20 protein-coding genes and 1 pseudogene are annotated in these 18,209 nt (G+C 70.0%); 8 read left to right on the top strand and 13 right to left on the bottom strand.

Going from position 1 to position 18,209, the window contains the following annotated elements; translation table 11 throughout:
* Positions 1 to 774 (top strand): 3-oxoacyl-ACP reductase, encoded by a 774-nt coding sequence (locus AC13HU_RS03205; RefSeq protein WP_483040163.1) that lies wholly within the window; start codon positions 1 to 3, stop codon positions 772 to 774.
* Positions 775 to 984: 210 nt separating this feature from the next.
* Entirely contained in the window at positions 985 to 1,644 is a 660-nt protein-coding gene (locus tag AC13HU_RS03200) for an MSMEG_1061 family FMN-dependent PPOX-type flavoprotein (RefSeq protein ID WP_483040162.1), read from the top strand.
* Positions 1,645 to 1,831: 187 nt separating this feature from the next.
* Here AC13HU_RS03200 and AC13HU_RS03195 read toward each other — a convergent pair whose 3' ends face one another.
* From AC13HU_RS03195 to AC13HU_RS03185, 3 genes are read right to left on the bottom strand one after another with little or no spacing between them, the layout of a single operon-like run.
* Complete coding sequence (locus AC13HU_RS03195; RefSeq protein WP_483040161.1) at positions 1,832 to 2,584, bottom strand: succinate dehydrogenase/fumarate reductase iron-sulfur subunit; 753 nt, start codon at positions 2,582 to 2,584, stop codon at positions 1,832 to 1,834.
* The gene (locus AC13HU_RS03190) at positions 2,581 to 4,530 is read right to left on the bottom strand and encodes a fumarate reductase/succinate dehydrogenase flavoprotein subunit (RefSeq protein ID WP_483040160.1); all 1,950 of its coding nucleotides are present in this window, start codon (positions 4,528 to 4,530) and stop codon (positions 2,581 to 2,583) included. Before AC13HU_RS03190 ends, AC13HU_RS03195 begins: the two co-directional genes overlap by 4 nt.
* A 10-nt stretch (positions 4,531 to 4,540) precedes the next feature.
* Positions 4,541 to 5,245, bottom strand: coding sequence for a succinate dehydrogenase cytochrome b subunit (locus AC13HU_RS03185; protein WP_483040159.1), 705 nt, complete (start codon positions 5,243 to 5,245; stop codon positions 4,541 to 4,543).
* Between the two features lie 94 nt (positions 5,246 to 5,339).
* Here AC13HU_RS03185 and AC13HU_RS03180 point away from each other — a divergent pair, with 94 nt between their 5' ends.
* Complete coding sequence (locus AC13HU_RS03180; protein ID WP_483040158.1) at positions 5,340 to 6,221, top strand: LysR family transcriptional regulator; 882 nt, start codon at positions 5,340 to 5,342, stop codon at positions 6,219 to 6,221.
* 62 nt (positions 6,222 to 6,283) lie between these two features.
* On the opposite strand, the pseudogene AC13HU_RS03175 reads toward AC13HU_RS03180, so the two are convergent.
* The 7 genes and pseudogenes from AC13HU_RS03175 to amcB form a co-directional block, all read right to left on the bottom strand.
* A pseudogene (locus AC13HU_RS03175) lies at positions 6,284 to 8,098 on the bottom strand (phosphocholine-specific phospholipase C); the annotation flags it as partial.
* A gap of 245 nt (positions 8,099 to 8,343) precedes the next feature.
* Positions 8,344 to 8,595: a hypothetical protein gene (locus AC13HU_RS03170; RefSeq protein WP_483040157.1), complete on the bottom strand. Its 252-nt coding sequence runs from the start codon at positions 8,593 to 8,595 to the stop codon at positions 8,344 to 8,346.
* Between the two features lie 123 nt (positions 8,596 to 8,718).
* Positions 8,719 to 9,117, bottom strand: a complete 399-nt coding sequence (locus tag AC13HU_RS03165; protein WP_483040156.1) for a hypothetical protein — start codon at positions 9,115 to 9,117, stop codon at positions 8,719 to 8,721.
* Between the two features lie 101 nt (positions 9,118 to 9,218).
* Positions 9,219 to 9,941 carry a hypothetical protein gene (locus AC13HU_RS03160; RefSeq protein WP_483040155.1) on the bottom strand — a complete coding sequence of 241 codons (723 nt, stop codon included), beginning with the start codon at positions 9,939 to 9,941 and terminating at the stop codon, positions 9,219 to 9,221.
* A gap of 29 nt (positions 9,942 to 9,970) precedes the next feature.
* The gene (locus tag AC13HU_RS03155; RefSeq protein ID WP_483040154.1) at positions 9,971 to 10,657 is read right to left on the bottom strand and encodes a pentapeptide repeat-containing protein; all 687 of its coding nucleotides are present in this window, start codon (positions 10,655 to 10,657) and stop codon (positions 9,971 to 9,973) included.
* A gap of 74 nt (positions 10,658 to 10,731) precedes the next feature.
* A complete protein-coding gene (amcA, locus tag AC13HU_RS03150) occupies positions 10,732 to 10,923 on the bottom strand; it encodes a multiple cyclophane-containing RiPP AmcA (RefSeq protein ID WP_483040153.1) in 192 nt (63 codons plus the stop codon).
* On the bottom strand, positions 10,920 to 12,071 hold the full coding sequence (gene amcB, locus AC13HU_RS03145; protein ID WP_483040152.1) for a cyclophane-forming radical SAM peptide maturase AmcB: 1,152 nt from the start codon (positions 12,069 to 12,071) through the stop codon (positions 10,920 to 10,922). The genes amcA and amcB overlap by 4 nt, the downstream gene beginning before the upstream one ends.
* A gap of 214 nt (positions 12,072 to 12,285) precedes the next feature.
* Here amcB and AC13HU_RS03140 point away from each other — a divergent pair, with 214 nt between their 5' ends.
* Positions 12,286 to 12,807, top strand: a complete 522-nt coding sequence (locus tag AC13HU_RS03140; protein ID WP_403925811.1) for an NUDIX hydrolase — start codon at positions 12,286 to 12,288, stop codon at positions 12,805 to 12,807.
* Positions 12,808 to 12,815: 8 nt separating this feature from the next.
* On the opposite strand, the gene AC13HU_RS03135 is transcribed toward AC13HU_RS03140, so the two are convergent.
* A complete protein-coding gene (locus AC13HU_RS03135; protein WP_483040151.1) occupies positions 12,816 to 14,270 on the bottom strand; it encodes a hypothetical protein in 1,455 nt (484 codons plus the stop codon).
* A gap of 157 nt (positions 14,271 to 14,427) precedes the next feature.
* Here AC13HU_RS03135 and AC13HU_RS03130 point away from each other — a divergent pair, with 157 nt between their 5' ends.
* Positions 14,428 to 15,123 (top strand): HAD family hydrolase, encoded by a 696-nt coding sequence (locus AC13HU_RS03130; RefSeq protein WP_483040150.1) that lies wholly within the window; start codon positions 14,428 to 14,430, stop codon positions 15,121 to 15,123.
* 323 nt (positions 15,124 to 15,446) lie between these two features.
* On the opposite strand, the gene AC13HU_RS03125 is transcribed toward AC13HU_RS03130, so the two are convergent.
* A complete protein-coding gene (locus AC13HU_RS03125; protein WP_483040149.1) occupies positions 15,447 to 15,641 on the bottom strand; it encodes a DUF397 domain-containing protein in 195 nt (64 codons plus the stop codon).
* Positions 15,642 to 15,657: 16 nt separating this feature from the next.
* Entirely contained in the window at positions 15,658 to 16,566 is a 909-nt protein-coding gene (locus AC13HU_RS03120; RefSeq protein ID WP_483040175.1) for a DUF5753 domain-containing protein, read from the bottom strand.
* 124 nt (positions 16,567 to 16,690) lie between these two features.
* On the opposite strand from AC13HU_RS03120, the gene AC13HU_RS03115 reads away from it, so the two are divergent.
* The 3 genes from AC13HU_RS03115 to AC13HU_RS03105 form a co-directional block, all read left to right on the top strand.
* Positions 16,691 to 17,191: an ATP-binding protein gene (locus tag AC13HU_RS03115; RefSeq protein WP_483040174.1), complete on the top strand. Its 501-nt coding sequence runs from the start codon at positions 16,691 to 16,693 to the stop codon at positions 17,189 to 17,191.
* A gap of 125 nt (positions 17,192 to 17,316) precedes the next feature.
* Positions 17,317 to 17,835 carry a DUF6907 domain-containing protein gene (locus AC13HU_RS03110; RefSeq protein ID WP_483040148.1) on the top strand — a complete coding sequence of 173 codons (519 nt, stop codon included), beginning with the start codon at positions 17,317 to 17,319 and terminating at the stop codon, positions 17,833 to 17,835.
* Positions 17,836 to 17,843: 8 nt separating this feature from the next.
* Positions 17,844 to 18,209: helix-turn-helix domain-containing protein (locus tag AC13HU_RS03105; RefSeq protein ID WP_483040147.1), on the top strand; the 366-nt coding region annotated here is incomplete at its 3' end.

The raw sequence follows: 18,209 nt of genomic DNA, 5'->3' as shown, positions 1-18,209 counted from the left end.
ATGACGCTCGCACATCGCTTGGACGGCCGCGTCGCCGTGATCACCGGAGCCGGCAGCGGCATCGGCCTGGCCAGCGCCCGCCGGCTGGCCGCCGAGGGGGCCCGGGTGGTCTGCGTCGACGTGGACGAGGACACCGGCTCGAGCGCCGCGAAGGAGGTCGGCGGCCTGTTCGTCAAGGCCGACGTCACCGACGAGGACGCGGTACGCGCCATGTTCGACACGGCGGTCGCCACGTACGGGCGGCTCGACATCGCCTTCAACAACGCGGGCATCTCCCCGCCGGAGGACGACTCCATCCTCACCACCGGCCTCGAAGCCTGGCGCCGGGTGCAGGAGGTGAACCTGACCAGCGTCTATCTGTGCTGCAAGTACGCCATCCCGCACATGCAGCGGCAGGGCAAGGGATCGATCATCAACACGGCGTCGTTCGTGGCGGTGATGGGCGCGGCGACCTCGCAGATCTCGTACTCCGCGTCCAAGGGCGCGGTGCTGTCGATGAGCCGGGAACTGGGGGTGCAGTTCGCTCGGGAGGGCATCCGGGTGAACGCGCTGTGCCCGGGGCCGGTCAACACCCCTTTGCTGCGGGAGCTGTTCGCCAAGGACCCGGAGCGGGCCGCCCGCCGCCTGGTGCACATCCCGCTCGGGCGGTTCGCCGAACCGGAGGAACTGGCCGCCTCGGTCGCGTTCTTGGCGAGCGACGACTCGTCGTTCATCACGGCATCCACGTTCCTGGTCGACGGCGGGATCTCGGGGGCCTACGTGACGCCGGAGTAGCCCGCGGCCGGGACCGCGCCGCAGGACCGCGGCGCGGGTAAGCGGCGCGGGGACGCGCGCCGCTCGGTGGCCGCTACGCTCCCGTACGGCCACCGGCACCCCGCTGCACGACCGGGGCACGGGCGGCTTGCCCAAGGTCACCGGGAAGACTGTCCGCCCCGCGCTCACCTGCCAAGATCAATCGCAGGTCGGCCCCATAGGGTCGGAGGCATGACGACGCCCCTTGCCGACAGTGCGTTCGACTCGCTCCGCCTCGATGCTGTGCGCGACCAGGAGGAGTTGCGCCGCGCCTACGGGCTCCCCAGCGACGCGGCCGTGCGCAAGCAGATGACCGAACTCACCGACCAGACCCGGCAGTTGATCGGCTGCTCATCGCTGGTCCTGGTCGCCAGCGCGGACGCCGAGGGTAACTGTGACGTCTCCCCGCGCGGCGGCCCCGCCGGGTTCGTGGCCGTCCTGGACGCACGGACGGTGGCGATACCGGACGCGACCGGCAACAAGCGGCTGGACACCCTGCAGAACATCCTCGCCACCGGGCGGGCCGGGCTGCTGTTCCTCGTCCCGGGGCGCACCACGACGCTCAGGGTGAACGGCCGGGCTTGCGTCTCCACCCGCCCGGAGCTGCTGTCGCAACTGACCGCCGTGGGCAAGCCGCCGGCCAGTGCGCTGGTGCTGGGGATCGAGGAGGTCTACCCGCACTGCCCCAAGTCACTGCTGCGCAGCGCGGCCTGGAAGCCGGAGCAGTGGCTGCCGGCGGACGCCCAGCCGACCTCCGCCGAGGTGACACTGGCCCAACTGCGCATGCCGGAGCTGACGATCGCCGAGATCGAGCAGGCGGAAGCGGACTCGCTGAAGTACCGCTACGAGTAGCGGGCCCCGCCCTGCGCCTGCCGAACCTCCGACCGGCCCGACCACCAGCCTGCCGAAACCCCAGCCATCCGAACCCCCGGGCCGGCACGCCCCGAGACTCAGCCGCGGGGCGGCCCGGCAGCGCTCACGGCTGTTCCGTTGTCCACCTGTTCCGTTGTTCCCCTGTGACGTTGTTCCCCGGGCGGCGTCAACGGCTGTGCGCCGCACGGCGGTTGGCGCGCAGCCACTCCTTGTTCATCGCGGTGATCGACATCAGCGGGATGCCCTTGGGACAGGCGGTGGCGCACTCTCCGGTGAGCGTGCAGCCGCCGAAGCCCTCGGCGTCCATCTGCCCCACCATGTCCAGCACGCGGCTCTCCCGTTCGGGGCCGCCCTGCGGAAGCGCGGCGAGATGGTTGACCTTCGCGGAGGTGAAGAGCATCGCGGAGCCGTTGGGGCAGGCGGCGACGCAGGCGCCGCAGCCGATGCACTCGGCGTGCTCGAAGGCCCGGTCGGCGTCCGGCTTGGGCACGGGCGTGGCGTGGGCCTCGGGCGCGGCGCCGGTGGGCACCGAGACGTAGCCGCCGGCGGAGATGATCCGGTCGAAGGCGGACCGGTCCACCACGAGGTCGCGGACGACCGGGAAGGCCGCCGCGCGCCAGGGTTCGACGTCGATGGTGTCGCCGTCGCGGAAGGAGCGCATGTGCAACTGGCAGCTCGTGGTGCGCTCGGGGCCGTGCGCGTCGCCGTTGATGACGACGCCGCACGCGCCGCAGATGCCCTCGCGGCAGTCGTGGTCGAAGGCGACGGGATCCTCGCCTGCGAGGGTGAGGCGTTCGTTGAGGGTGTCGAGGACCTCGAGGAAGGACATGTCGGACGAGATGCCGTCGATGTCGTAGGCGGTCATGGCACCGGGGGCGTCGGCGTTCTTCTGCCGCCAGATGCGCAGGGTGAGCCTCATGCGTAGCTCCGCTGGGTGGGGTGGACTTCGGTGAAGACGAGCTCTTCGCGGTGCAGCAGGGGCGGCTGCCCGGTGCCGGTGAACTCCCAGCCGGCGGCGTAGGAGAACTCGTCGTCGCGGCGGGCGGCCTCGCCGTCGGGGGTCTGCGACTCCTCGCGGAAGTGGCCGCCGCAGGACTCGGCGCGGTGCAGGGCGTCCAGGCACATGAGTTCGGCGAGTTCGAGGTAGTCCACGACGCGGTTGGCGCGTTCGAGGGACTGGTTGAACTCCGCTTCGGTGCCGGGCACCTTGATCCGCCGCCAGAACTCCTCGCGGATCTGCGGGATGCGCTCCAGGGCCTTGCGCAGGCCCTGCTCGGTGCGGGACATCCCGCAGAACTCCCACATCAGCTCGCCGAGTTCGCGGTGGAAGGAGTCGGCGGTACGGTCGCCGTCGACGCTCACCAGCCGGTGCAGCCGCTCCTTGGTGCCGGCCATCGCCTCGGTGACGGCGGGGTGTTCGGCGTCGATCGGGTCGGCCGCCGGGTGCCGGGCGAGGTAGTCGTTGAGGGTGGCGGGCAGCACGAAGTAACCGTCGGCCAGGCCCTGCATGAGCGCGGACGCGCCGAGCCGGTTCGCGCCGTGGTCGGAGAAGTTGGCCTCGCCGATCGCGAACAGCCCCGGCACCGTGGTCTGGAGGTCGTAGTCCACCCACAGGCCGCCCATGGTGTAGTGCACGGCCGGGTAGATCCGCATCGGCACCTCGTACGGGTTCTCCGCGGTGATCCGCTCGTACATCTCGAAGAGGTTGCCGTACTTCTCCGCCACCGCGTGCCGGCCCAACCGGGCGATGGCGTCGGCGAAGTCGAGGTAGACGCCCTGGCCGCCGGGGCCGACACCGCGGCCCTCGTCGCAGACGTTCTTCGCCGCGCGGGAGGCGATGTCGCGCGGCACGAGGTTGCCGAACGACGGGTAGATCCGCTCCAGGTAGTAGTCGCGCTCCGCCTCGGGGATGTCGGCGGCCGGGCGGGTGTCGCCCTTCGCCTTCGGCACCCAGATCCGGCCGTCGTTGCGCAGCGACTCGCTCATCAGCGTCAGCTTCGACTGGTGGTCGCCGGTGCGCGGGATGCAGGTGGGGTGGATCTGGGTGAAGCACGGGTTGGCGAAGTACGCGCCGCGGCGGTGTGCCCGCCAGATCGCGGTGGCGTTGGAGTTCATCGCGTTGGTCGACAGGTAGAAGACGTTGCCGTAGCCGCCGGAGGCGAGCACGACCGCGTCGGCGAGGTGGGTGGTGACCTCGCCGGTGACCAGGTCACGGGCCACGATGCCGCGGGCCCGCCCGTCCACGACCACCAGGTCCAGCATCTCGGTGCGCGGGTGGATCTCCACGTTGCCGGCCGCGATCTGCCGGGACAGCGCCTGGTAGGCGCCGAGCAGGAGTTGCTGGCCGGTCTGGCCGCGGGCGTAGAAGGTGCGGGAGACCTGGACGCCGCCGAAGGAGCGGGTGTCGAGCAGGCCGCCGTACTCGCGGGCGAACGGCACGCCCTGCGCGACGCACTGGTCGATGATCTCCACCGAGATCTGCGCCAGCCGGCGCACGTTGGACTCGCGGGCGCGGAAGTCGCCGCCCTTGACGGTGTCGTAGAAGAGCCGGTGGATCGAGTCGCCGTCGTTGCGGTAGTTCTTCGCGGCGTTGATGCCGCCCTGCGCGGCGATGGAGTGGGCCCGGCGCGGGGAGTCCTGATAGCAGAACTGCACGACGTGGTAGCCCTGTTCGGCGAGGGTGGCGCCCGCGGAGCCGCCGGCCAGGCCGGTGCCGACCACGATCACGGTGTGCTTGCGGCGGTTGGCGGGGTTGACCAGCTTCGCGGTGAAGCGGCGGGTGTCCCAGCGGTCCTCGATCGGCCCGTCGGGGGCCTTGGCGTCGGCGATGGGCGCGCCGGTGCCGTATCGGGTGTAGTCGGTCAACTCGGCTCCCTCAGTGGACGGTTCCGGTCATGACGCCGACCGGTACGGCGATGAAGCCGGCTGTCAGCAGTACGGCGAGACCGGTGGCGGTGGCCTTCAGCGCGCGGTCGCGGCGGCGGTTGCCCGCGCCGAGCGTCTGCGCGGCGCTCCAGAAGCCGTGCCGGATGTGCAGGCCGAGCGCGAGCATCGCCACGATGTAGATGACGTCGCCGTACCAGGTGTGGAAGGTCGCCTCGACGTTCTGGTACGGGTGGCCCGGCTGGGCGTTGCGGTTCACGGTGAGCGTGGTCAGGTCCAGCAGGTGCCAGACGATGAACAGGGCGAGGATCACCCCGCCCCAGCGCATGGTGCGGGTGGCGTAGCTGGAGCGGGCCTTGCGGTGCGCGTAGCCGACCGGGCGGGCCCGCATGTCGCGGCGGCTGAGTTGGAAGGCGGTCACGCCGTGCGCGAGGACCGCCACGACGAGGGCGACCCGGATGATCCACAGCGCCCACTCGTAGTGCAGCGCGGGCTCGCCGAGGGTGCGCAGCCAGTGCGCGTATCCGTTGTAGTCGTCCGCGCCGAAGAAGATCTTGAGGTTGCCGAGCATGTGGACGACCAGGTAGAGCAGCATCACCAGGCCGCTCACCGCCATGACGGCCTTCTTGCCGACGGTGGAGTCCCAGGCCGTCCTCAGCGTGGGCGGCCGCCGGTCGGTCCGCGTTGCCAGTGCCATGGACACGACGGTAGGGCGCCAACCGATCAGTGGTCCAAGACATGATCCGGCTCGTTTCCATAGGTAGCGCCTATGGCGGGCGTACGGTGGGGGGATGCAGTTCCAGCAGCTCGCGTACTTCGTGGCGGTCGCGGAGGCGCGGCACTTCACCCGCGCCGCGGAGGCCGTACATGTCTCGCAGCCGTCGTTGTCGCAGCAGATCCGGGCGCTGGAGAAGGAGCTGGGGGCGCCGCTGTTCAGCCGGGCGCGCGGCAACATCACGCTCACCGACGCCGGGGAGGCGCTGCTGCCGCTGGCGCTGCGCATCCTCGCCGACGCCGATACCGCGCGGCACGAGGTGCTGGAGCTGGCGCAGCTGCGCAGCGGGCGGGTCCGGCTGGGCGCCACGCCGAGCCTGTGCACCGGCCTGCTGCCCGACGTGCTGCGCGCCTTCCACGACCGGCACCCCGGCATCCGGCTGCTGCTGGAGGAGGGCGGCTCGCACGACCTGGTCCGCGAGCTGGCCCGCGGCGCCCTCGACCTCGCGCTGGTCGTCCTGCCGCTGCCCAGCCCCTCCCCCGCGCTCACCACGGTCGAGCTGTTCCAGGAGGACCTCGTCGCCGTCTCCGCGATCGACGCCGCACCGCTTCCCACGCCGCTGCGGATCACCGATCTGCGCGGGCAACCAATGGTGATGTTCCGGCACGGCTACGACCTGCGCGACCTCACGCTCGCGGCATGCCGCGCCGCCGGTTTCGAGCCCACCTTCACGGTCGAGGGCGGCGAGATGGACGCGGTGCTCGGGTTCGTCCGGGCCGGGCTCGGAATCGGGGTGGTCCCCTCCACGGTGGCCGCCCGCGCCGGCGACGGCCTGCGCGTCACGCCGCTGGCCCGGCCCGGACTACGGCGCACCGTAGCGCTCGCACACCGCAGCGATGTGGCACCGCCGCGAGCCGCACGCGAGCTCCAGCGAGTCATCCTCTCTACGGTGCCCTGATCTACGGTGCCCTGACGCCCGGGGGTGGCGGTCCCTCGACGGGCAGGACAGGCATCCCGGGGGACCTGCCCGGTCACGGCGTCGTGCCGGGCGGTCACCTCGGCGCCGGTGCGGTGCGCCGAGCCGCGGAAGGCGCGCAGGAAGCCGGCCGGCCCGTGCACGGTGAGGTCGTACTCCCCGCCGGAGGCGTCGGTGTCCCAGTGCCCGGAGACGGTGTGTCCCGCGCCGGTGGTGTACGTCCAGGGCCCGTCGGTGCGGTTGCCGGAGGTGACGTGGAAGCAGGCGCCCGCGCCGGTGCCGCCGCCGAAGGTGAGCGCGATCCGCGCGTCGGACGCGGTCACGGCGGCGTCGGTGCGCGGCGCGTAGGGCAGCGGCCGGGTCGGGCGGGAGCCTTTCTCCTGGCGGGGCAGCTCCTGGCGGGCGGGCGGCACCGGCACGTAGGAGTCGTGCCGGTCGGAGTCCGGCGGCCGGTAGCCGTCGGTGCCGGGCAGGTGCGCGGGCCCGTCGTGCTTGAGGGAGAAGTCGAACGCGGAGGTGAGGTCGCCGCAGACGGCACGCCGCCAGGGCGAGATCTGCGGCTCGCGCACGCCGAACCGCCGCTCGATGAACCGCAGGATCGAGGTGTGGTCGAACGTCTCGGAGCAGACGTAGCCGCCGGTGCTCCACGGCGAGACCACGATCATCGGGACCCGCTGGCCGAGGCCGTAGGGGCCGGGCGCGTAGGTGGCGTCGCCGGGGAAGAGTTCGAGCGAGGTGTCGACGGTGGAGGCGCCCTGGCCGGCCGCGGCGGCGTACGGCGGCACCACGTGGTCGAAGTAGCCGTCGTTCTCGTCGTAGGTGATCAGCAGCGCGGTCCTGCCCCACACCTCCGGGTCGGCGGTGAGCGCGTCGAGCACCTGGGAGACGTACCAGGCACCGTAGTTCGCGGGCCAGTTGGGGTGCTCGGAGAACGCCTCGGGGGCGGCGATCCAGGACACCTGCGGCAGCCGGCCGGCCTTGACGTCGGCGCGCAGCACGTCGAAGAAGCCGTCGCCCGCCTTGGCGTTCGTGCCGGTGCGGGCCTTGTCGTACAGGGGGTCGCCGGGCTTGGCGTCGCGGTACTGGTCGAAGTGGAGCAGCGAGTTGTCGCCGTAGTTGCCGCGGTAGGCGTCCTCGATCCAGCCCCAGCCGCCGGCCGCGTCCAGGCCGTCGCCGACGTCCTGGTAGATCTTCCAGGAGACGCCGGCCTGCTCCAGCCGCTCGGGGTAGGTGGTCCAGCTGTAGCCCAGTTCGGAGTTGTCGACGACCGGGCCGCCGCCCTTGCCGTCGTTGCCGGTCCAACCGCTCCACATGTAGTAGCGGTTGGGGTCGGTGCCACCGATCAGCGAGCAGTGGTAGGCGTCGCAGATGGTGAAGGCGTCGGCGAGCGCGTAGTGGAACGGGATGTCGTCGCGGGTCGGATGGGCCATCGTGGCGGCGGACTTGGCCGCGATCCACTGGTCGTAGCGGCCGCCGTTGACCGCGGCGTGGCTGCCGGTCCACTCGTGGTTGAGGCCCTCGATGAACTTCATCCCGAGGTCTTGCGTGTCCGGGTGGTACGGCAGCACCTCGCCCGCGCAGGCGCCGGTGCCGTCCGGCTGGTGCCACACGGACTTGCCGCCGGGCAGCGTGACGGGGCGGGGGTCGCCGAAGCCGCGCACCCCGCGCAGCGAGCCGAAGTAGTGGTCGAAGGAGCGGTTCTCCTGCATGAGGACGACGATGTGCTCGACGTCCTTCAGGGTGCCGGTGCGGCGCCCGGCCGGGATGGCGGCGGCCCGGGTGATGCTGCCGGACAGGGCGGAGAAGCCGGCGGTGGCGCCCGCGATCTGAAGGAAGCGGCGCCGGTTGAGTTCGGTCACGGCTCGCGAGACCTCTTTGGCTCGGGGATCCGTGGATCGCTGGTTGCGGCAGCCCGGAAGGGCCGTCCCAGATCACCGAGCGCCGGCGAAGGCCGGGTGTCGCCCGCGTGGCGCGCCGACGTACGAACCGCGAACAGCCCTGCCCGCAGCGCCTGATGGGGCGTTGAGGTGTCAGTACTGCGGTCGAGCGGCGGCTGCCCGGCTCGGTGGACGCATCCCTCACACGACGTCCTCCCGCCAAGCGGTCAGCAGAGACCGTACGGCGCCGGAGACCTGCTCCTGCCGTGCACGCGTTGGGCGGTGGTGAAACTGTCGTCGGCGGGTCCCTGATAGTCAGCGTAGCCGGGCAGGAGGACCCCAGGGGTGCGGAACAGCGGGTGGTCGCCGAGAGGGCGGGTGGAGCCGGGAAGGTCGACCTCGCTGGCGCCCTCGGCGTGGACGGCTTCGAGGAACCGTTCGACGGGCAGGCCGGAGAGCTGGTCCGGGCGGTAGCGCAAGGGCAGCGCGTACCAGGCCGGACCGGCCTGGGGCAGCGCAATGCGGAACGTCGATGCCCGGCACGCCGCGCAGAGCCCGCCGCATCCGGGCGGCGACAGCTTCTCGTCCGGCCAGATAGCCCTTCAGGCGGGGAAGTTGGGCGTGTGCCAGTGCGGCGGCCAGGGGGTGGACACGCGCTCGGGCCCGCCGCCGAGGGAGATCACCTCGATCTGCTCGGGCAGAGCTACCTGCTCGCGACCCGCATGCTCGTCAAGCTCGACGAGCAGCAGCTCGGATGGATGGCAGCTGACCGCGCACGCCAGGTGGCCGAAGCCGCCGGGCACCCCCTCGCCGTGGCGGAAGCCGCCCGCAACCTCGCCGTACTCGCCCGCCGCCCGGGCTGGGAGGAACAGGCGCTGTCGATCGCACTCAACGCCGCCGACGACCCGGGCCTGCGCGCATCCCGAAGCGGCGCCGCCGAACGTGGCCTGCTGATCCAGTCCGCCGAAGTCGCGGCACAAGCTGTGTCCCTCGCAGGTCATGTCGGATTCCCGGTGTGCGGGGAGGCAGTGCGTGTCTCGACCAGAGGACGAGCAATGTGTCGAATTCGCGCGGCACCCAGGCATCTTAGATGTGACCACCATCACAGACTCTCGGGCCGGCCGAGCCAGAAGGCGGCGACGGACGGCTGGTCGATTCCGGCCGTGGAGCCGTCGTGGGGCAGGAACTCGGTAGGAGCGATGTATCCCTCGCCCGGTGCGAGGCGGATACGCAGGCACCGCAGCGGGTGTCGGGCGGTGACGTAGCGGCGGATGTCCTCGGTGTGGGGGTAGTGCTGCCCTGGGTCAGGGTGGAGCGTGTGGCAGATCTGCTGAACGTCGTGGTCGCCGATGAGCAGGTAGCGCGGGCCGGGACCAAGGTTGAGGCAGAGTCGCCGACGGCTCTGGTGACGTCTCGCGTACGGCAGCCGGTCGAAGTTGTCGACGTGCAGGCCGATGTGTCGGCCGGTGGCGGAGTCTTCGGTGGTGGTGGCCCAGTTGCCAGGGCTGGCCGCGCAGCCCAGGAGGGTGGTGGGCCAGCGGCCGTTGAGGGGGTCGAGGCGGGCGGCGGCTTCGAGGCGGCCCGCCAGGTCGTCGGAGTCGAGGTCCGGCAGCGGTCGGCGTACGAGCTCGATGCGGATGCTGTCCGGCGTTGAGTCGTCGGATTGGTGTCGCTCGGCCTCCTCGGCGGTGAGGGGTACCCAGTCGTCGCCGGGGACGATGGCGCCGTGGTCGTAGCCGGGCTCGCTGCCGGTCTGCCGGACCGGTGCGGTGTGGCACCGGTCGCGTATGTCGTCGTACGTGTCGAATACGAGTCGCGGGCCCATGGCCGTGCCTCCCGAGGGCAGGTGCGGGACTACTTGTCGTCGAGGTCTTCACCGAAGGTGACGTCCAACTCGGCGGCGAGTGCCTCGGCTAGCTGGAGTGTCTGGGCGTGGTCGATGACGACCTGCTTGAGCGAGGCCAGGCCGCGAAGCTGGGAGAGGTCGTTACCCCGGAGGTCCAGGCCGCGGTACTTCCCGCCGTCGAACTCAGTAAGCCGTAGATCGCAGTCATCGATCAGGGCGGCGCCGAGGTCAGCGGCGGCGAAGGTGGTCTCGCGCAGCGAACACTTGGCGAAGATCACGGGCCCGGCGGCCCGGACGCGGGTGAGGGTGCTGTAGTCGAGCTTGCAGTTCTCGAACAGGACGTTGTCGAGCGTCACGTCTTCGAGTGCGGCGCCCATGAGCTTGCAGTCATGGAAGACGGCTCGGGAGATCTTGCTGTCGGTCCACTGCAGGGAGGACAGGTCGCATCCGGTGAACTCCACGGAGTCGACGCGGAGCTTCTCCAGGCGGGTGCGCTGGGCCTTGAGGCCGGTGATCCGTCCGTCCATCAGGTGGGTGTCGGCCAGGTCGAGGTCCCGCAGGTCGGCGTCGGCGTAGTGGAACTCCGCCACCCGGCCACGGCCGCCCTCCAGTGAGGTGACATTGGAGAGGTAGAGGCCCGGCTCTTTCAGGGCAGGGAGCGTGACGCTCGTACGGCGGGTCGTGCGGGTGTCCATCAACAGCCTTTCAGCGCGGCGGCTCGGTCGCCGGTGCTGCTGGCACGCCCGGGGCGTGCCAGCAGCGGCGCGGCCTACTTCTTCTTGTTCCAGTTGTCCCAGGTCGGGCGGTTGTCGAAGGGGGCCGGGTTCTTCGCCCAGTTGTCCCACGTGGGCTTGTTGTCCCACGTTGCTTCAACGATCACCGGGGTCGGGACGTCGTGCGCGGCTATCAACTCCATCACGACGGGGGTGTCGGATGTGGCGAGTCGGTCCAGGATCTTCATGCAACAGCCTCCTTGGTTGCGAGCGTGGACAGGGCCGTGACCAGGGCCTGCCGGGAGACCCGGCAGTAGTTGGTCTCGGTGGTCGTGAGGTCGCCGTTCTCGAAGTAGCGGTTGGCGGCCTGGGCGCCGCGGCAGAAGTCGAAGAACTCGCATTCGGCCTGGCAGCGGTCCAGGCCGGTGAGAAAGTCGCGTACGTAGTGCAGCCGGTGGGCATTACGGAGGATCTCGGGCAGGGGGCGGTCGAGGATGTTGCCGGCCACGAAGTCGCCGTACTCAGGCGCCGCCGTGTCCGCGAGTTCCGGGGAGAGCAGGACCACGTCGCCCTTCCAGGAGACGGTGGGGATCGGGTCGAGGCGGCGCCCGTCCCACTCAGTTCTCTGGCCGGAACGGATCAGCTGGAGGTACTCGGCAAGGCGTTCGACTTCCCGGACCGCCGGGGCGCCAGGGTGCTCGCGGGTCCAGGTGAGGGTGCGGCGCCAGAATTCCTCGGCCTGGACCGTGGTGGGCGGCTGCCGGTCGGTGTTGACCCCTTCGATCTCCTCGATGTTGAAGCCCACCGAATGGCCGCCCAGAGAGGTCAGGAACTCCAGAAGCTCCTCCGGCATCACGATGCCCAGGGTGCCGACCACCGAGATGACGGAGAACGGGATGCCGTGCTCGCGCAGCTGCGTGATGCCGCGCAGGATCCGGTCGAAGGCGGGCTTGCCCCGCAGGTCGACGCGCTCGGCGTTCAAGGCGGCCGGGCCATCGATGCTCACCCCGACGCGGACGTCGTACGCGGCCAGCAGGTCGCACCACGTCTCGGTGATCAGCGTCGCGTTGGTCTGCACATAGTGGTGGACTCGGCCCGCCCGCCGCAGGGCCTCGAACGGCGCGAGCAGGGCGGCGAACTTCTGCTGGCCCACGGCGAGCGGCTCCCCGCCGTGCCAGACGATGCCGATCGGATGGCCGCTGTCGTCGAACTTGGCCACCGCCTGCGCCAGGGCCTCGGCCACCTCCAGGGGCATCTGGTGCTTGAGCTTACGAAACGGCAGGTAGCAGTACTGGCAGTCCAGGTTGCACCAGGTCGTGGGCTGCACCACCACGGTCTGCGGGGCCGCAAACCGCTGCTGGTACCGGGCACGCCACGGGAAGGGGCGAGAGCGCATCGGGGACCTCTCCTCGACGGACAGAGGGCAACGCCGGCCCGCGGTGGGTGCCGCGGAGCGGGATGCGACCACGATCCGTCCCGCGATGACGTGTACGCGATGACATCGCGCTGTCATTGCCGATGACATGTCATCGGCGCGACGCTGACACTGTGCCGAAGTCGCGTCACCTGCACGGGAGTTCGAGTGGTTCCCTGTGGGCTATCGTGGCGGGGTGCCTCGCTCGATTCTGATCCACGACGGCCAGACCGCCCGCGATATCGGTCTGGTGTACTGCTGCTCGGGCTACCTCGTCGAGCGTGGCAAAGTGCTGCTTGTGCACCACAACCGCTTCGACAAATGGGTTCCGCCGGGCGGTCATATCGAGCCCGGGGAGTCCTTCGCGGGCACGGCAGTGCGCGAGTTCAAGGAGGAGACCGGGCTGCTGGTGGAGGCGATCTCCAGCCAGCCGGCCATCCACCCGGCCGACCACAACGCCACTCCTGAACCTGTGCCGTTCTATGTGGACATCGAGCGCGAAGGCTTTCCGACGCCGGCGCTGGTCCAGTTCTTCTACGTCCAGCGGCAGCCGGGCGCCCGGGAACAGGCCGTGGAGGCGCAGCTCGAAGAGGTGCACGGGGCCGCCTGGTTCGGCCTGGAGGACCTCGACACCCTCAAGACCTTCGACCAGGTCCGTTCCCTGGCGCGGTTCGCCCTGCTGAACTACCCGGTGGCCGGGGAGCGCGCCACGTCGTAGGCGGCGGCCTACCGCCCCGCGAGGCGATACCCGCTGGCCCCGTCCACCGTGCTGGACAGCAGTAGCCGGGCCGGGGCGCCGCCGAAGGCCGCGGAGACGGCCTGGTTGAGGCGCTGAACGTACTTGGGCACCGAAGACGGGGCTACGTAGAGCTTCGCCGCGATCCGCTCGGTCGACATTCCGGCCTCGGGGGCGTCGTACACGACCTTCACCACGTCGAACAGGCGCTCCGACAGCTCACACGCCACGCTTCCTTCGCTGTCGCGTGCACCGAGGAGGACGATCCGGCCCGGACCGAGGGCGACATGGACGATGACCATCTCGGCCGACGCCTCGCTCGCGTCCTCGGAGGTGGTGTCGGCAAGGTTCATCCGGGCCAGACGCTGCATCGCTTCCTCGTAGGCCGACACCGTGTAGTACGCGGCCCGGATGGTGGCGCGCTTGCCCGAGGCACCCGGCTCGTTCCACAGCCCGGCCTCCGGGTCCCACAGGTCGTTCATCAACTTCCACGCCTTGGCGAGGCGGGGATCGCGCGGGCTCGCGCCGGCCCGGATGGCGGCCTGGGTGCACAGCGCGTACGCCATGTGCTCCCAGGCCGTGCCCTGCACGTCCTTGTCGTCCTCGACGAACTCCTCCCACCGGTGGTGGTTGTGCAGCAGCCACTGGCCGGCCTCGACGACCACGTCGGACAACCGCTTCTGCTGCACCGGGCCGTGCACCCCGCCCACCTCCCGCGGGACGTCCCGGTAGGCAGGCTCGCCGCCGGGCCCAGTTCCGGCACAGACGGCCGACAGCGCGAGCAGGCACAGCGCGGTCTTGCTCGGGCTTGGGTCAGTGTCGATGTAGGTACGCCACCCCCATGCCCCGCTGGGGCGCCGGTGGTAGAGCAGGCCGTGCACGCCGTGGTCGATCAGCGGTTCGACGCGGCCCAGCAGGCTGTTGGTCTCCACCCCGCCGGGTAAGAGGAGTCCGGGTCCCAAGTCGTGGAGGGCATCTCTGAGCTCGGCGAGCCGGTGCACCACCAGGGCGGTCTGGTGCAGCGAGGTGTCGTCGAGTCCGAGGACTTCGGGCCAGCCGTGGTCGACCTGGTGGTCCTCCAGCCAGCCGACGCACCAGGCCGCGGTCTCCGCGACGCCGTTGTGGTGGAAGAAGCGGGGGTGGGACAGCAGTCCGGCCAGGCCGAAGGCGATGAACCGGGTGTGCTCACCACGACCGCCTTTGGGCCGGGGTCGTGAGTGCTCTGGGATGGCGCTGGTGAGGAAGTCAAGCCCTTGGCGAACCGGCTGTCCGGCGATGCCGGCGGCCCGCAGAATGGGCAGGACCTCGCTGGTGTTGACGATCGACGAAACCGAGGTCAGGGTGAGGCCCCATCCGCCGTCGTACCCCTGGTTGTGCAGCAAGGTCCGGGCAGCCTCGCCCGCTCTGGTCTCGAACGCCGCGAGCCCCACATGCGCACTCTTCATGATTCGCCTCCGCCGCCGAACCCGGACCGCCGGTCGGACCGTACCCAACTCGCCTACTAGCGACGCGTATTCACGCTCAGCCTGCTCCCGTGCATGGTCATGAAGCCGCTTTTGGTCCAGCAGCTGACCTTCCGGGCCTTGAACAGAGTGAGCGGACATGAAGCGCGCCGCGCTCTTTGACCTTGACGGCGTCCTCGCCGACAGCCACCAGGCGATGCGCGCGACCCTCGCCGGCTTCGCCACCTTTCACCTTGGCAGGCGGGTCACCCTCGCCGACCTCCCGGAGGACGCGGCGATCAGCTCGCATGAGCAGGTACTCGCCGATCTCGGCGTGACGGGCGCCCTGAACGAGGAAGCCTGGGAGGCGGCTGCCGCGACCGCCACCCTCGCCGCCACCGTGTTCCCGTATGTCCCCGGCACGCTCACCGCGCCCCGGGCTCAGGGGATCGCGACCGGGCTCGTGATCTCGCGCGCACAACGGCGGGTCCCCTGGCTCTTGGGGCCCGCGATCCTCGACCTCCTCGATGTGATCGTGTGCCGCGACGACGCCCCGCTCAAGCCCGCCCCGGACGGAATCCTGCTTGCACTGCACAAGCTGTCCGTCGCGCCCGGGGACGCAGTCTTCCTCGGCGACACGGCGTCGGACATCCGGGCCGGCCTGGCCGCAGGAGTCACCGCACTCGGCGTCGGATGGGGCTTCACGAGCCCCGAACGGCTCCGACATGCCGGGGCCCACCAGGTTCTTGCCGATCCGGCCGAGATCCTGCCCGCCGTACTGGCTCCTGCGCAGACCGATCATCCAAGGCGATCTGGCGCCTCCCGGCAGAGTGGTCAGCTCGGAAGCGGTAGCTGAACACGGCGGTCCTCGGGCCGGGACAGCTATAGGCCCGAGGACCGCGGTCACCACGTCAGCTGCACGATCCGTAGGGCGCAATGTGCGTCGCGGAAGTCGACAGTGATCGCACCCGCGCGTTTGCAGCGACGGGCCGGGCTCCTCGGATCACGTGCCTGATCGGACCTGCGTTCTCCCATCCGCCGATGGTTCCCCACGACATCCAGCCGTACGAGCAAACGCCCCCGCAACCCCGCAAGATCACGGGTATTGAGGACCGTTGGAACCCAAGAAGGAAGGAGCCTCCTACGTGCGGCGCACGGCCGGCAACGCTTCCTTGGGTGTCAGACTCCCAGGGTCGGGAAGCGACCTTCGACGACCGCGTCCACGAAGCTCTGCCACTGCTCGGGCCGGAACGTGAGCGCCGGCCCCGAGATGTCCTTGGAGTCCCGACAGCCGACCGCCTCATCGACGAGTCGCGTCTCTACGCAGCCACCGTTCTCGCCGCTGTAGCTGCTCTTGAACCAGTTTTCTCGCATGTGAGTAGTTCTCTTTCTATTGGCGAAGCTGCTTCGCAACTTCCCCTATGAAGGACTGTGAATCGATGGGGCTCAGCGCCGCAGCACGCAACCGGTCAAAGACATCCCCGTAGTAGCCACTATCCGTCGGGGCTTCCAAGTAGGAAGGTGCGGTGTGGTTCTCCAGCACGACCACTTCCATCTCCGACGGTTCAGGGAAGCGGTAGATGCCGAAGGGGTACGGCCCACCTCGGTACGCTCCTACGGCGAAGGGTAGTACCTGCAAGGTGATGTTCGAAAGCTCGGACAGGTCCATGAGGTGCTGGAGCTGGCCGTGCAGCACCGCCGGTCCTCCGTACTGCTGGCGGAGGGCGCTCTCCCCGAGGATGACCCACGTCTCCAGCGGCGCTTCGCTGCGGGTGACGGCCTTCTGCCGTTTCATACGGACGCCGACCTTCGCCCGGCGCTCCTCGCTCAGGGGTCCGGGTTCGCCGGCCCCGATCACCGCTTCGGCATACGGCTCGGACTGGAGGAGCCCGTGCACAATCCCGGGCTCGAAAGCCCGAAGGTGGGTCACGTCCTCCTCCAACCCGACGAGGTCGAGGAAGTCATCCGGCAACTGATCCTCGAGCGAGCGCCACCAGCGGCGCTTGCGACTCTCCCGAGCGAGCAGGAGCCAACCCTCCCTGTCCTTGGGGTTGGTGATGCCGTAGAGGTCGAGCAGCACGCGAAGATCAACCTGTCGGATGCCCGACTCGCCCTTCTCGATCCGGCTGATCTTTGACGGGTCGCAGGCCAGCTCGCGCGCAGCATCCTCCGGCTCCAAGTGCCTCTCCAGCCGTAGCCGCCGGAGATTGGCCGCCAGGACGCGCCTGCGCACGGTCGGCCTCTGCACAACTGCCACGGTTCCTCCAAGAGTTGCATGTGAGCGAATATGCCAATCCATCGATCGGAGCATCACGCAAGTTGTGACCCTTGCAACTTGCACCCCTTCGGGTCCATGCTATCGGCATCGGCGCCGCAACTGACGGTGCTTCACCCGTTACACACTTACGTGGAGGGGAGCGACCCTGATTCCGACCAACCGCTACTCCAGCAGGCTGGACTTAGCGTGCGAACCCTCCGCCGTCCGGTTCGCCCGGAGCCACACTGACGACGTTCTGAAGCAGTGGGAGATGCCCTCCGAGGTGATGTACGACGCCGCGATCGTGGTGACGGAGCTGGCCGGCAACGCCGTGCGCCACACCGGCCATCCCGCCCCCTTCGGGTCGAACCAGCGGCAGCCCCACGCCGTACCGAGGTGCGCCCTGACCCTGTGGATGACGGACACGCGCCTGCACCTGGGAGTGTGGGATCAGAGCGTTGCCCGCCCGGTGCTCCAGCCCATCTCCCTCGAAGCCGAGGGCGGACGCGGCCTCCAGGTGGTGGCCGGTCTCTCCGAGGGACAGTGGGGCACCGCGCTGACCCGGCCCGAAGGAAAAATCGTGTGGGCCGCGCTCCCTCTCCCCACTGGGTACCGCCGTCGCACGGCACGGGACAGCTCGTTGTCGCGAGCTTCGTCGAGGCAGTGAGCGCGTGAGGACCGCTGCCGCTTCACCGCCCCCGATCCGGCACCCCCGGCCAGGCCGGCCGACGCCTGACCGCGCCGCGCCGCCCTCCGATTCCACCGCCCGACCACGAACAGGAACCCCGCACCATGAACGCGGTCCCCTCATCCAGCGCCTTACCCGACCCCGCTACCCCGCAGAAGTCGACACCGACCCGGCGGTGGGCGATCACCACCACCACCGGCGAAACCGCCGGCGGCCACCTGCCGGCCTGGGCCAGCACCGACCCCAGCGAACACGACGTGCCCCCAGACCAGTTGGCCGCGCGCCTGGCCGACATCAACCACCACGTCCGCTTCCCCGGACAGATCCTGCGCGTCTACTCCCCCGCCAACCCCGAACGGCACCCGACGCCCGTGGAAGTCCTCCACACCAGCATCGACTGCAACCCCTACGCACCCGACCCCGAACCCTGTATCCCCATCGCCAACCTCCACCTGGCCGGAGAGTACTGGCTCACCGATCTCGGCCCCGAAGAACTCGGCCACCTCGCAGACGGTCTCCGCGCCCTGGCCGACCGCCTCGATCACCAGGTCCGCCCCACACTCATCGCCGCCCGCTCCGACTGGACCGGCTACCAGTCCCGCTCCACAGGCACCCACCGGTGAAGGCCCACGTGACGAAACCCAGCACTCCGGCGCCGCTGTTCGCGAACAGCGAGGTGACCGCCCGCGCCCTGTACGCCCACCAACTCGCCACGCTGCGCGCGAAGGCCGGACTCACTCTCACCGAACTGTCCGACCAGTGCCACTACGAACAGTCCTACCTGCACCGGCTGGAGACCGGGGGACGACTGGGCACCCTCGACGTCGCCCTCGCCCTGGACCGCTTCTACCACACCGGCGACCTCCTGGTCCGACTGTGGCACCTGGCCAAACGTGAAGCCAAACAGCTCGCGGCCGGCGGCATCGCCACCCTCGAAGCCTCCGCCACCGGCATCCAGGAATATGCCCTCACCACCGTTCCCGACCTCCTCCAAGCC

It is taken from the genome of Streptomyces sp. NH27, from assembly GCF_056859195.1.
Note: the sequence above shows the minus strand (reverse complement) of the source record. Positions and strands in the feature narration are given on the sequence as shown.